This window comes from Pseudomonas sp. GL-RE-26, from assembly GCF_019956275.1.
Lineage (GTDB): Bacteria > Pseudomonadota > Gammaproteobacteria > Pseudomonadales > Pseudomonadaceae > Aquipseudomonas > Aquipseudomonas grandcourensis.
On the sequence record NZ_JAHBDI010000004.1, the window covers coordinates 114,136 to 127,553 of the forward strand.

Here is a 13,418-nt window from a genome sequence, read left to right on the forward strand (position 1 = left end):
CTTTCGCCGATGCTTCCCAACACCGCCAGGACCCACGCCAGCCCCGGTCACTTGCACACGCAGAAATGGCGCGGGCGCATAGGCCTGAGCCTGGTGGCCATGCTCTCAGTACTCGCCGGCATGACCGACGCCATCGGTTTCATGGCCAGCGGCGACTTCGTCTCGTTCATGAGCGGCAATACCACCCGGATGGCGGTCGCCATCAGTGCTGGCGACCTTGGGTTGACCCTGCGCCTGGTGATCCTCGTCGCCACCTTCATCGTCGGCAACGCGCTGGGCATTATCGTCAGCCGGCTAGGCAGACGCCGGGCCCTGCCCTTGTTGCTGTGCATTACCGCCCTGCTGTGCGCCGCCGCAGCCTGGCCTTATGACGAGCAACTGCCGGCCCTGCTGGCGGCGATCATTGCAATGGGCATGCTCAACGCTGCGGTGGAAGAAGTGAACGGCCTGCCGGTTGGCCTGACTTACGTCACCGGTGCCCTGTCGCGCTTCGGCCGCGGGCTGGGCCGCTGGATGCTCGGCGAGCGCCGTAACGGCTGGCGTGTGCAACTGATCCCCTGGACCGGCATGTTCGCCGGCGCGGTACTCGGTGCCGTGCTGGAACACCACCTGGGGCTCAAGGCGTTGTTTGCCAGTGGCCTGCTGGCTGCCGGGCTTGGGGTGTTGTCGTTGAGGATCCCGCGGCGCTGGCAGTTGGGGTATATGCCGCGCTGAGTCTGGTGTTGGCTGTGAGGCCGTCATCGTCGGATCGCCGCCCGGACCAAGCCCGCTCCCACAGTGATCTGTGCAATGCCAAAGATTACGCTATGACCACAAAACCTGTGGGAGCGGGCTTGCCCGCGAAGAGGCCCGCACAGACAACATCACTTTAGCCGCCCCGCCGATAAAGCTTTATCATGGCCGCAGTTTCGCTGATCGAGTCCGTCATGAAGTTCGCTATCGCCGTGTTTTCCGCCGCCCATGCGCCCTCCTCGCGCCGCGCCCTGCTGTTCGCCCAGGCCGCGCTGGCCGGCGGGCACGAGATTGTCCGGCTGTTTTTCTACCAGGACGGCGTCTACAACGCATCCAGCAGCGTGGTCACGCCCCAGGATGAACTGGACTTGCCCAAGCAATGGCGCACCTTTGTCAGCGACCATCAACTCGATGGCGTGGTGTGCATCGCCGCCGCCCTGCGTCGTGGCGTGTTGAATGAAGAAGAAGCCAAGCGCTATCAGCGCGAGGCGGTAGCCGTCGGTGCGCCATGGGAATTGTCCGGCCTCGGTCAATTGCATGACGCCGCGCAGGATGCCGACCGTTTGATCTGTTTCGGAGGCGCATGACATGGCCAAATCCTTGTTGATCATCAGCCGCCAGTCACCATGGTCCGGCCCGGGCGCGCGGGAAGCGCTGGATATCGTGCTGGCCGGCGGCGCCTTCGATCTGCCGATCGGCCTGTTGTTTCTCGATGACGGCGTGTTTCAGCTTTCCGCCGGTCAGAACGCCAAGGCCCTGCAACAGAAAGACCTGAGCGCCAACCTGCAAGCCCTGCCGATGTTCGGTGTCGAGGAACTGTTTGCCTGTGGCGACAGTATCGCCCAGCGCGGCCTGGACCCGAGCGGCCTGTCGCTGGAAGAAGCCCAGGTGTTGGCCGCCCACGAAATCACCACCCTCATTGACCGTTACGACCAGGTGATCACCCTCTGATGTCGACTTTGCATGTGTTGTCTCATTCCCCGTTCGGCGATGAACGCCTGACCAGTTGCCTGCGCGTGATCGGCGCCAGCGACGGGTTGCTGTTGTCCGGTGATGCGGCCTATGCGCTGCAGCCAGGCACTGCGCCGTTCATAGCGCTCAGCGCACGTGGCCTGAAGCTGTTCGTCCTGGCCGAAGACGCCCAGGCCCGTGCGCTTGCGGTTCCAGACTGGGCCAAAGCCATCGATTACCCGGCCTTCGTCGAACTGTCGATTCACTACGACAAGGTCAACAGTTGGCTATGAATGCATTGACGGTCGGCGCCCGCGCCATCGAGCTGGACAAGGACGGTTTCCTGGTCGAACTGAGTGACTGGTCTGCCGATGTGGCCAGTGCCCTGGCGGCTGCCGAAGACATCGAGTTGACGCCCGAACACTGGGAAGTCCTCGAACTGCTGCGCAGTTTCTACGCCGAGTTCCAGCTGTCACCGGCCACCCGCCCGTTGATCAAGTACACCGCCCTGAAACTCGGCCCGGAAAAAGGCAACAGCCTGCACCTGAACCGACTGTTCAAAGGCACTCCCGCCAAACTCGCCGCGAAACTGGCGGGCCTGCCCAAACCGACGAATTGCTTATGACCGATTACCCAGCACTGACACTCGAAACGCCCGCCGAGCATCCGTTCGCCCAGTTCGTGCGGATCCTCGGCAAAGGCAAGCGCGGCGCCCGTGACTTGACCCGGGTCGAGGCCCGCGAGGCCATGGGCATGGTGTTCGATGAAAAAGTCGAGGAAACCCAACTCGGCGCATTCCTGATGCTGTTGCGGCACAAGGAAGAAAGCGCGGAAGAGATGGCGGGCTTCACCGAGGCCTTGCGTGAGCGTCTGAATCCTCCGGCGCTGGCGGTGGATCTGGATTGGCCGACCTATGCAGGCAAGAAACGCCATCTACCGTGGTATCTGCTGGCAGCCAAGTGCCTGGCGCAAAACGGCGTGCGGATTTTCATGCACGGTGGCGGTGCCCACACGGCCGGTCGCTTGTACAGCGAGCAACTGCTGGGTGAATTGAACATCCCGCTGTGCCGAAACTGGCAACAGGTGGGTTCGGCGCTGGATAACGGCGGCCTGGCCTTCATGCCATTGATGGACTGGGCGCCACAGCTGCAACGCATGATCGACCTGCGCAACACCCTGGGCCTGCGTTCGCCCATCCACTCGCTGGCGCGGATTCTCAATCCGCTGGGCGCCCGTTGCGGCCTGCAGAGCATTTTCCACCCGGGTTATCAGGCGGTGCATCGCGATGCCAGCGGCCTGCTGGGTGACACCGCCATCGTGATCAAGGGCGATGGCGGCGAAATCGAGATCAACCCGGACGCCGACAGCCACCTGTACGGCACCACCGGCGGCGTTAGTTGGGATGAGGAATGGCCGCAGTTGTCGGCGCAGCGTCACGTCAAACCTGCCTCGCTTGATCCTGAACATTTGAAAGCGGTCTGGCGTGGCGATGTGGTCGACAGCTACCCGCAAATGGCCCTGATCTCGACCATGGCCCTGGCCCTGCGTGGCCTGGGACAGAGCCGCGAACAGGCCTTCGAAACCGCTGAAAAATACTGGGCTGCGCGGGACAAATCGATTTAATCGATCATTTCCGCCCGATTTTTGCGCTTTTTGTTCGAACTCATCGGAATAGACTCAACTCCATCGATTATGGGTTTCGGGAGTCTTGAACATGGGTTTGTTAGTTGATGGCCGCTGGCAGGACAAGTGGTACGAAAGCAGCAAGGACGGCGCGTTCCAGCGTGAACAGGCGCAGCGTCGCAACTGGTTGACCGCTGACGGCAAGCCGGGACCGACCGGCGTCGGCGGTTTTGCGGCCGACCCCGGGCGCTATCACCTGTACGTGTCCCTGGCCTGTCCGTGGGCTCATCGCACGCTGATCCTGCGCAAACTCAAAGGCCTCGAAAACCTGATCGACGTTTCGGTGGTCAGTTGGTTGATGCTGGAAAACGGCTGGACCTTCGACCAGAGCCTCGGTTCGACCGGCGACAAGCTCGATCACTTCGACTTCATGCACCAGCGCTACACCGCCGACACTGCCGACTACACCGGCCGCGTCACCGTACCGGTGCTGTGGGACAAACAGCAAAAGCGCATCGTCAACAATGAATCATCGGAAATCATCCGCATGTTCAATGGCGCCTTCGACGACCTGACCGGCAATGACCTGGACTTCTACCCGGCGCCGCTGCGCGGTGAGATCGATGCGCTGAACGAGCGGATTTACCCGGCGGTCAACAATGGCGTGTACCGCGCAGGGTTTGCCACCTCGCAACAGGCTTATGAACAAGCCTTCGATGAGGTGTTTGCCGAACTGGACCACCTGGAGCTGCTGTTGGGCGCCAACCGCTATCTGGCTGGCGAGTACCTGACCGAAGCGGACATCCGCCTGTTCACCACGCTGATTCGCTTCGATGCGGTGTACTACGGGCACTTCAAGTGCAACCTGCGGCGGATTGTCGATTATCCGAACCTGTCGAACTGGCTGCGGGAGATTTATCAGTGGCCGGGGGTTGCCGAGACAGTGGACTTCACCCACATCAAGAACCATTACTACGCCAGCCACCGCACCATCAACCCGACGGGTGTAGTGCCGAAAGGGCCGGCCCAGGACTTTACCGCGGCCCATGATCGGGAGCGGTTGAGCGGGAAAGGGGTTTGGCGCAGAGCTTGAGATTTGTACAGGTTTTGAAGGCCCCATCGCGAGCAGGCTCACTCCTACAGTGGACTTGTGTCGTTTACACATCCCCTGTAGGAGCGAGCCTGCTCGCGATTGAGGTCGACGCGGTACTCAGACGTCTGATTGAGCCCCTTCAAACCACGCCAGCTTCTCGCGCAGTTGCACCACTTCACCGACGATCACCAATGTCGGCGCATGCACTTCATGCTCCGCCACCAGCCGTGGCAGGTCCGCCAGGGTGCCGGTAAACACCCGCTGGTTGACCGTGGTGCCCTGCTGAATCAACGCCGCCGGGGTATCGGCGGCGCGACCATGCTTGATCAACTGCTCGCAGATGATCGGCAAGCCCACCAGCCCCATGTAGAACACCAGGGTTTGTGCCGGGGCCACCAGGTCGGCCCATGGCAAATCGCTGGAGCCGTCCTTGAGGTGGCCGGTGATGAAACGCACCGACTGCGCATAATCGCGGTGAGTCAGCGGAATCCCGGCATAGGCCGCGCAACCGCTGGCCGCCGTGATACCCGGCACGACCTGGAACGGGATGCCATGGGCCGCCAGTTCTTCGATCTCCTCACCACCACGACCGAAGATGAACGGATCACCGCCCTTCAATCGCACCACACGCTTGCCTCGCTTGGCCAGGTCCACCAATTGCTGGTTGATCTGATCCTGCGGCACTGCGTGATCGGCACGGCGCTTGCCAACGTAAATGCGCTCGGCGTCGCGACGGCACAGTTCGAGAATCGCCGGTGCGACCAAACGGTCGTACAGCACCACGTCGGCTTGCTGCATCAGACGCAATGCCTTGAATGTCAGCAGGTCCGGGTCACCCGGCCCTGCGCCCACCAGATAGACCTCACCGGTCGCCACTGGCGCTTCGCCATCGATTTTCGCCTGGAGCAACCGCTCGGCTTCACCGCCCTGCCCGGCCAGTTGCCGATCGGCAATCGGGCCCTGAAAAACATCTTCCCAGAACGCCCGACGCTGCTGCACATCCGGAAACAGGCCTTTGACCTGATGACGGAATCGCGCCGCCAGCCCGGCCAGGTGACCGTAGGTGGAAGGAATCCAGGTTTCGATCTTGGCGCGGATCAAACGCGCCAGCACCGGCGCATCGCCGCCGCTGGACACTGCAATGATCAACGGAGAACGGTCGACGATGGCCGGGAAGATCACGCTGCACAGGGCTGGCGCGTCCACCACGTTGACTGGTACGCAACGCCGATGGGCATCGGCGGAGACTTGTGCGTTCAGCGCTTCGTCGTCGGTGGCGGCAATGATCAGCCCGCAACCGTCCAGATCCGTCTCGGCGTAACCACGTAGCAGGCACTCGCCTCCGCTGCCGGCAACCAGTTCGCGCAGTTGCGCTTCGATTTCAGGTGCAACCACCCGCAGCAGCGCACCGGCATCGGCCAGCAGGCGGGATTTGCGCAAGGCAATCTCCCCCCCGCCGACGACCAACACACGACTGCCGCGAAGGTTGTGAAACAGCGGCAGATAGTTCATTTAGCCGATAACCTCAAGGCCACCCATGTACGGCTTGAGGACTTCAGGTACACGGATCGAACCGTCGGCCTGCTGATAGTTCTCAAGCACCGCCACCAGCGTACGACCGACCGCCAGGCCGGAGCCGTTCAGGGTGTGTACCAGTTCCGGCTTGCCGGTTTCCGGGTTGCGGAAACGCGCTTGCATGCGACGGGCCTGGAAGTCGCCGCAGTTGGAGCACGACGAGATTTCGCGGTACTTGTCCTGGCTCGGGATCCACACTTCCAGGTCGTAGGTCTTGACCGCGCTGAAGCCCATGTCGCCGGTGCACAGCGCCAGGGTGCGGTAAGGCAGTTCCAGCAGTTGCAGGACTTTCTCGGCGTTGGCGGTCAGGCCTTCCAGCGCTTCCATCGACTGCGACGGCTCGACGATCTGCACCATTTCAACCTTGTCGAACTGGTGCTGGCGGATCATGCCGCGGGTGTCGCGGCCCGACGCGCCAGCTTCACTGCGGAAGCATGGGGTATGGGCGACGAACTTGATCGGCAGCAGTTTCGAGTCGACGATTTCACCAGCGACGATGTTAGTCAGCGACACTTCGGCGGTCGGGATCAGGTACAGGTCGGCTTCGCCTTCGCGGGCGATCTTGAACAGGTCTTCTTCGAACTTCGGCAGTTGGCCGGTGCCTTGCAGCGCCGGGGCCTGGACCAGATAAGGCGTGTAGGCCTCTTCGTAGCCGTGCTCGGTAACGTGCAGGTTGATCATGAACTGCGCCAGGGCGCGGTGCAGACGGGCGATCGGGCCGCGCAGCAGGGCGAAACGGGCACCGGACAGCTTGGCGGCGGTTTCGAAGTCCAGCCAGCCGAACTTCTCGCCCAGGGCCACGTGGTCCTGAACCGGGAAATCGAAGGCCGTCGGGGTGCCCCAGCGGCGCACTTCGACGTTGCCGTCTTCGTCTTCGCCGACCGGTACCGATTCGTGCGGCAGGTTGGGGATACCCAGCAGGATCGAGTCCAGATCGGTCTGGATCGCGTCCAGTTCGACTTTACCGGCGCTCAATTCGCCCGCCATGCGCTCGACGTCCGCCATCAGCGGCGCGATGTCTTCGCCGCGCTGCTTGGCCTGACCGATGGATTTGGAGCGCGCATTACGTTCAGCCTGCAGTGCTTCGGTGCGGGTCTGGACGGTCTTGCGCTGTTCTTCCAGCGCTTCGATGCGCGCAACATCCAGGGTATAGCCACGGGATGCCAGGCGGTCCGCTACGTCCTGAAGGTTGCTACGTAACAGTTTGGAATCGAGCATGTCGGTTTCTCGTTTATCAAAGTTTGGTCAAGGACAGGCCGGCCCAGGTGGCAAGCAGCCCGCCGAATACGCTGAGCGCTGCATAGCCCAGGGCCAGCGGCACTTGCCCGCTTTCCAGCAGGCGCACCGTATCCAGTGAAAAGGATGAAAAAGTCGTCAGCCCCCCGAGGAAGCCAACCATCAACCCGGCACGCACCTCGATGGGCACCTCCGGGCGTATCAAAAACAGACCGTATAGAACGCCGATCAGCAAACAGCCCACGATATTAACGGCCAGCGTCGCGGTATAGAAGTGCCGCGGCCAATTCGCGTTGATCCAGTTGCCGGTGGCGAAGCGCAACAGAGTGCCGGCCATCCCGCCGACGGAAACCGCAACGATCAAGGGAAGCACTATTTTCTCCGCTGCCTTGGGCTTAAACGGTCGAGTTTTGCCAGGTGATTGAGTTTTTCGCCGATCTTCAATTCCAGGCCTCGGGGCACGGGTTGATAGAACGGGATCGGGTCGAGTGCTTCCGGGAAATAGTCTTCGCCAGCGGCATAGGCGTCCGGCTCATCGTGGGCATAACGATACTCATCGCCGTAGCCCAGCTGCTTCATTAGCTTGGTCGGCGCGTTGCGCAGGTGCAGCGGCACTTCCAGCGAACCGTGCTCGGCGGCGGCGCGCAATGCAGTCTTGAAGCCCATGTACACCGCGTTGCTTTTCGGCGCGCAGGCCAGATAGGTGATGGCCTGGGCCACCGCCAGCTCGCCTTCGGGGCTGCCGAGGCGCTCCTGCACCTCCCAGGCCGCCAGGCACAGGCTCAGGGCGCGCGGATCGGCATTGCCGATGTCTTCGCTGGCCATGCGCACCACGCGCCGGGCCAGGTACAAGGGGTCGCAACCGCCGTCGATCATCCGCGCAAACCAGTACAGCGCGCCGTCGGGATTGGAGCCGCGCACCGATTTATGCAGCGCGGAGATCTGGTCGTAGAACGCTTCGCCGCCCTTGTCGAACCGCCGGCGGGTATCGCCGAGCAGGCTTTGCAGGAGCTCGGTGCCGATCTCGCTGTTGTCTTCCGCCAGGTCCGAAGCGTTTTCCAGCAGGTTGAGCAGGCGCCGACCATCGCCATCGGCGGCCGACAGCAGCATCTGGAAGCCTTCGTCGCTGAGGGTCAGGTTGCGTTTGCCCAGGCCACGCTCTTCAGTCAGCGCGCGGTGCACCAGTTTGCGCAGGGCCGCTTCGTCGAGGCTTTTGAGCACATAGACCCGCGCCCGGGAGAGCAAGGCGTTGTTGAGCTCGAACGAGGGGTTTTCCGTGGTCGCACCGATGAAAATCAGCGTGCCGTCTTCGACATAGGGCAGGAACGCATCCTGCTGGGATTTGTTGAAGCGATGCACTTCGTCGACGAACAGGATGGTGCGGCGACCGTACTGCGCGGCCTGCTGCTTGGCGATTTCCACCGACTGGCGGATCTCCTTGACCCCGGCCAGCACCGCCGAGACCGTTTCGAAGTGCGCATCCGATACTTCCGCGAGCAACCGCGCCAGGGTGGTTTTGCCCACGCCCGGCGGCCCCCAGAAAATCATCGAATGCAGGGCACCCTGCTCCAGCGCTTCGCGCAGGGGCTTGCCGCGAGCGAGCACGTGTTCCTGGCCGACGTACTCGTCCAGATTGGCTGCACGCAGGCGGGCGGCCAAGGGCTGAGAGATCGGGGCGCTGCGAAACAGATCCATGACGTACGTTTAAAACCTCGGGTTATCACACAGTTTCAAGCCTGGCGAGCATCCTGTGGCGAGGGGGCTTGCCCCCTCGCCACAAAAGCCCGCGCCCACAGATCCGGCGTTTTACTCTTGAATCACATCCGCACCCTTGGGGATGTCGAACTTGAACTTCGACGCCGGGATCGGCTCGTTGGCCTTCACCCCGGTGAACAGGATATTGGTGCGCTGGCCAACGCTGTCGATCAGTTGCATATCGTTGACCAAGCCATTGCGGAACGACAGGCGCAGGCTGTCGAACAGGGTGTCCTTGGTTTTCGGCTTCAGGGTGAAGTCGATCACGCCGCCGGCTTCCTTGGCACTGATATCGAAGCTCTGGCTGATCTTGGACACGTCACCGGACAACAGCAAGGCCGGGGTCTGGGTCAGGCGCTGGTCGAGGTTCTTGATGGTGGCCTGTTCCAGGTCCGGGTCCCACAGGGTGACTTTCTTGCCATCGGAGATCATGGTCTGTTCGGCCGGCGCATCGGTGTGCCAGTAGAACAGGCCCGGACGCTGCAGCGACATCTCGCCAGCGGTTTCCTGCAACTGGGTGCCGGTGCCATCAAGGGTCAGTTGCGAGAAACGTGCAGTCAGGGTCTGGGATTTTTCCAGCAGTTGGGTCAGGCGTGCCACGTCCTTGTCATCGGCGTTAGCCTGGAGCGTGGTCAAGGCCAGTACCGGCAGCAACAGCATGCGGATCAGACGCATGGGAGTCCTCATAACATTCGTGGGAGTGCGGGCGGCGCCGAAGGCACCACCCTTTTCATACTCGGGTCAGTCGCGCACCGGGCCCGGGGCCAGGACTTCACGCGAACCGTTGGTGTTCATGGACGTCACGACCCCGGCCATTTCCATGGCTTCGATCATGCGCGCGGCGCGGTTGTAGCCGATCTTCAGCTTGCGCTGTACCGCGGAAATGGAGGCGCGACGGCTTTCCAGCACGAACTGCACGGCTTCGTCGTACAGCGCGTCGGCCTCGGGATCGTCACCGTCGCCACCACCGCTGCTGCCTTCGAAGCCACTGCCCGCCTCTTCGACGCCATTGAGGATGTCGTCGTTGTATTCCGGCGCGCCCCGCAGCTTCCAGGCTTCCACCACGCGGTGAACCTCTTCGTCGGACACGAAAGCACCGTGAACACGAATCGGCAGGCTGGTGCCCGGCGGCATGTAGAGCATGTCACCGTGACCCAGCAGTTGTTCGGCACCGCCCTGGTCGATGATGGTCCGCGAGTCGATCTTGCTCGATACCTGGAACGCCATGCGGGTCGGGATGTTGGCCTTGATCAAACCAGTGATCACATCCACCGACGGACGCTGGGTCGCCAGGATCAAGTGAATACCGGCCGCACGAGCCTTTTGCGCGATACGGGCGATCAGTTCCTCAACCTTCTTGCCGACGATCATCATCATGTCGGCGAATTCGTCGACCACTACTACGATGGTCGGCAGCTTTTGCAGCAGCGGCGCTTCGTCGTGGATGCTTTCGCGCTTGTACAGCGGATCGCTCAACGGCTCGCCGGCGTCCTGGGCTTCCTTGACCTTGGCGTTGAAGCCAGACAGGTTTCGCACACCCATCTTGGCCATCAGCTTGTAGCGGCGCTCCATCTCGGCAACGCTCCAGCGCAGGGCGTTGGCGGCGTCCTTCATGTCGGTGACCACCGGGCACAGCAGGTGCGGAATGCCTTCGTAGATCGACAGCTCAAGCATTTTCGGGTCGATCATGATCAGCTTGGCGTCTTCCGGGCCGGACTTGAACAGGATCGACAGGATCATCGCGTTCACACCCACCGACTTACCGGAACCAGTCGTACCGGCCACCAGCAAGTGCGGCATTTTCGCAAGGTCAGTGATGACCGGCTTACCGCCGATGTCGTGGCCCAGGGCCAGAGTGACCGGGGATTTGAAGTTGTCGTACTCGGGGGTCGACAACACCTCGGAGAAACGCACGATCTGCCGGTCTTCGTTGGGAATCTCGATACCGACCGTGGTCTTGCCCGGAATCACTTCCACCACGCGCACGCTGGTCACGGCCAGGGAGCGGGCAAGGTCTTTGGCCAGGTTGGAAATACGGCTGACCTTGACCCCGGCCGCCGGCTGGATCTCGTAACGGGTGATCACCGGGCCCGGGTGAATCGAATCCACCGTGACTTCGACGCCGAATTCCTTGAGCTTGATTTCCAGCAAGTGGCCAACCGCAGCCAGGGATTCAGGCGAATAATTGAGCTGTTTCTTTTCCGCCGGGTCGAGAATCGAAATAGGCGGCAACGTGCCTTCCACGGCGCTGTCGACGAACAGCGGCGCCTGCTTCTCTTTCTCGACGCGTTTGCTCGGCGCGGCGGGCTTTGGCGGCGCGGGTGCAATCACCGGCGGCACCTGCTTCTCACGCTCGGACATGTGCTTGCTCAGGGCTTGCTCGCGCTCGATCAGACGTTCCTTGACCTTGGCCTGCTCGCGCTTGTCGGTGACGGTCGGCGCGACCACTTCATCCATACGGTCGTCGACTTCACGCAACTGGGCAACCAGCTGTTTGCGCTCGGTACGGGCCGCCCACCAGCGATTGGCCGCGCCCTGGAACAGTTCGAACAGGTCGAGGGTGATCTTGCCGGTGATGTCCATCACCTTGAACCACGACAGGTCGGTAAACACGGTCAGGCCGAACAGGAACAAGGCAATGAACAACAGCGTACTGCCCTGGATATTCAGGGCGTTCCTGGCCAGTTCGCCGAGGCTTTCCCCCAACGCACCGCCCGCACCGGCCGGCAGACCGGTCGCGGCATGGAAATGGATATGGGCCAGAGCGGCGCCCGACAGCACCAGGAACACCAGGCCGATCAGGCGCCAGGAGAACAGCCAGCCGCTCCACTGCCACGGTTCGTGACGCTGGCGGAAGATCTGGTACGCCTTGACGGCCAGCAGCAACGGGAAGATGTAGGCGAAGTAACCCAGCACCATGAACAGGATATCGGCGCTGTAGGAGCCCGCTGGCCCGCCGAAGTTCTGCACGTCGTCGATCTTGCTGTTATGACTCCAGCCCGGATCGTCCTTGCCGTAAGTCAACAAGGCCATCATCAGGAACAGGCACAAGGCACCGATGGCGATCAGCGCACCTTCCTTGAGTCGGTAGTGCAAGTGCTGGCGCCAGAGCGGTACGACGGCTGGTTTAGGTGCTGCGGTGGATTTCTTCAAAACGCTTCTTTTCCTGCGCCTATGGCGCGTCCATCTGATGAATGTCTATAAAAACTGCGAAAAAACCGCCCAATCCAGGCAGGTAAAAAAGTTAACACGCGTTACCGGGACTACTTTTAACACTGCGCCCCGGTTTTTATAAACATGGCGCGCACTGAATATATGTAACACGCAGGGCATTGTACGGGTTTGTACGCACGACGCCATGCTTGAGACCCTTGGGTGTAGCATAGTCAAAAGCATATGACATGCTGTTCAATTTGAGCATGCATTCTCTTTTGTGACAAAGGCTTATGAGGTGTTTTTATGAGCGATGCGAAGCATTCACGCCTGATTATCCTGGGCTCCGGCCCCGCCGGTTACAGCGCGGCCGTGTATGCCGCCCGCGCCAACCTCAAGCCCGTTGTCATTACCGGCATACAGGCAGGTGGCCAGCTCACCACCACCGTCGAAGTGGATAACTGGCCAGGGGACGTTGAAGGCCTGACCGGACCAGTGCTGATGGATCGCATGCAAAAACACGCCGAACGCTTTGCCACCGAGATCGTTTACGACCACATCCATACCGCCAAGTTGCAACAACGGCCGTTCGAGCTGACTGGCGATGGCGGAACCTACACCTGCGACGCACTGATCATTGCCACCGGCGCCAGCGCGCAATACCTGGGCCTGCCGTCGGAAGAAGCGTTTGCCGGCAAAGGGGTGTCGGCGTGCGCGACCTGTGATGGATTTTTCTATCGCAATCAGGTGGTTGCGGTGGTCGGCGGCGGCAATACGGCGGTCGAGGAAGCCTTGTACCTGTCGAACATCGCCAAGGAAGTGCACCTGATCCATCGGCGCGACAAGCTGCGCTCGGAGAAGATCCTCCAGGACAAACTCTTCGAAAAAGCCGCCAACGGCAACGTCCGCCTGCACTGGAACCAGAACCTGGACGAAGTGCTCGGCGATGCCAGCGGCGTGACCGGCGCTCGCCTGCGCGACAGCCACACTGGCGAAACGAAGGAGCTGCCGCTGGCCGGGGTGTTTATCGCCATCGGCCATAAACCCAACACCGACCTGTTCACAGGCCAACTGGAAATGCGCGATGGGTATCTGCTGGTCAAGGGTGGCAGCGAAGGCGATGCCACCGCTACGGCGATTGCAGGGGTGTTTGCCGCCGGCGATGTGGCTGACCACGTTTATCGCCAGGCCGTTACGTCTGCCGGGGCCGGTTGCATGGCGGCGCTGGACGCTGAAAAATACCTCGACGACATTCCTGCCGTTTAAAGGCAAACTTTATGGCGGGCCAAAACCCGCCACT

At 61.6% G+C, this 13,418-nt stretch carries 14 protein-coding genes; 8 read left to right on the plus strand and 6 right to left on the minus strand.

The features are described from left to right. Window positions 1–9: 9 nt before the first annotated feature. The 7 genes from KGB07_RS03180 to KGB07_RS03210 all read left to right on the plus strand — a co-directional run bounded on the left by KGB07_RS03180 (window position 10) and on the right by KGB07_RS03210 (window position 4,399). Window positions 10–714, plus strand: a complete 705-nt coding sequence (locus tag KGB07_RS03180) for a YoaK family protein (protein WP_046037877.1) — start codon at window positions 10–12, stop codon at window positions 712–714. A 212-nt stretch (window positions 715–926) separates the two neighbouring features. Next, the gene (gene tusD / locus KGB07_RS03185; protein ID WP_223464530.1) at window positions 927–1,319 is read left to right on the plus strand and encodes a sulfurtransferase complex subunit TusD; all 393 of its coding nucleotides are present in this window, start codon (window positions 927–929) and stop codon (window positions 1,317–1,319) included. Between the two features lies 1 nt (window position 1,320). Then, window positions 1,321–1,683 (plus strand): sulfurtransferase complex subunit TusC, encoded by a 363-nt coding sequence (gene tusC / locus KGB07_RS03190; protein WP_223464532.1) that lies wholly within the window; start codon window positions 1,321–1,323, stop codon window positions 1,681–1,683. Next, window positions 1,683–1,976 carry a sulfurtransferase complex subunit TusB gene (gene tusB, locus KGB07_RS03195; RefSeq protein WP_223464534.1) on the plus strand — a complete coding sequence of 98 codons (294 nt, stop codon included), beginning with the start codon at window positions 1,683–1,685 and terminating at the stop codon, window positions 1,974–1,976. The genes tusC and tusB overlap by 1 nt, the downstream gene beginning before the upstream one ends. Beyond that, window positions 1,973–2,308 carry a TusE/DsrC/DsvC family sulfur relay protein gene (locus KGB07_RS03200; RefSeq protein ID WP_046037873.1) on the plus strand — a complete coding sequence of 112 codons (336 nt, stop codon included), beginning with the start codon at window positions 1,973–1,975 and terminating at the stop codon, window positions 2,306–2,308. Before tusB ends, KGB07_RS03200 begins: the two co-directional genes overlap by 4 nt. After that, window positions 2,305–3,306 (plus strand): glycosyl transferase family protein, encoded by a 1,002-nt coding sequence (locus KGB07_RS03205; RefSeq protein ID WP_046037871.1) that lies wholly within the window; start codon window positions 2,305–2,307, stop codon window positions 3,304–3,306. The genes KGB07_RS03200 and KGB07_RS03205 overlap by 4 nt, the downstream gene beginning before the upstream one ends. A gap of 91 nt (window positions 3,307–3,397) precedes the next feature. Beyond that, entirely contained in the window at window positions 3,398–4,399 is a 1,002-nt protein-coding gene (locus KGB07_RS03210) for a glutathione S-transferase family protein (protein WP_223464536.1), read from the plus strand. 117 nt (window positions 4,400–4,516) lie between these two features. On the opposite strand, the gene cysG is transcribed toward KGB07_RS03210, so the two are convergent. The 6 genes from cysG to KGB07_RS03240 form a co-directional block, all read right to left on the minus strand. Then, window positions 4,517–5,911 (minus strand): siroheme synthase CysG, encoded by a 1,395-nt coding sequence (gene cysG, locus KGB07_RS03215; RefSeq protein ID WP_223464538.1) that lies wholly within the window; start codon window positions 5,909–5,911, stop codon window positions 4,517–4,519. Further along, the gene (gene serS / locus KGB07_RS03220) at window positions 5,912–7,192 is read right to left on the minus strand and encodes a serine--tRNA ligase (RefSeq protein ID WP_046037868.1); all 1,281 of its coding nucleotides are present in this window, start codon (window positions 7,190–7,192) and stop codon (window positions 5,912–5,914) included. A 16-nt stretch (window positions 7,193–7,208) separates the two neighbouring features. Then, window positions 7,209–7,583 carry a fluoride efflux transporter CrcB gene (gene crcB, locus KGB07_RS03225; RefSeq protein ID WP_008049383.1) on the minus strand — a complete coding sequence of 125 codons (375 nt, stop codon included), beginning with the start codon at window positions 7,581–7,583 and terminating at the stop codon, window positions 7,209–7,211. Then, complete coding sequence (locus KGB07_RS03230) at window positions 7,583–8,905, minus strand: replication-associated recombination protein A (protein WP_046037867.1); 1,323 nt, start codon at window positions 8,903–8,905, stop codon at window positions 7,583–7,585. Before KGB07_RS03230 ends, crcB begins: the two co-directional genes overlap by 1 nt. 111 nt (window positions 8,906–9,016) lie before the next feature. Continuing rightward, entirely contained in the window at window positions 9,017–9,640 is a 624-nt protein-coding gene (gene lolA / locus KGB07_RS03235; RefSeq protein ID WP_008049385.1) for an outer membrane lipoprotein chaperone LolA, read from the minus strand. Window positions 9,641–9,706: 66 nt separating this feature from the next. Beyond that, the gene (locus KGB07_RS03240) at window positions 9,707–12,118 is read right to left on the minus strand and encodes a DNA translocase FtsK (protein WP_223464540.1); all 2,412 of its coding nucleotides are present in this window, start codon (window positions 12,116–12,118) and stop codon (window positions 9,707–9,709) included. A 306-nt stretch (window positions 12,119–12,424) separates the two neighbouring features. Here KGB07_RS03240 and trxB point away from each other — a divergent pair, with 306 nt between their 5' ends. After that, complete coding sequence (gene trxB, locus KGB07_RS03245) at window positions 12,425–13,384, plus strand: thioredoxin-disulfide reductase (protein ID WP_223464542.1); 960 nt, start codon at window positions 12,425–12,427, stop codon at window positions 13,382–13,384. Window positions 13,385–13,418 lie beyond the last annotated feature (34 nt).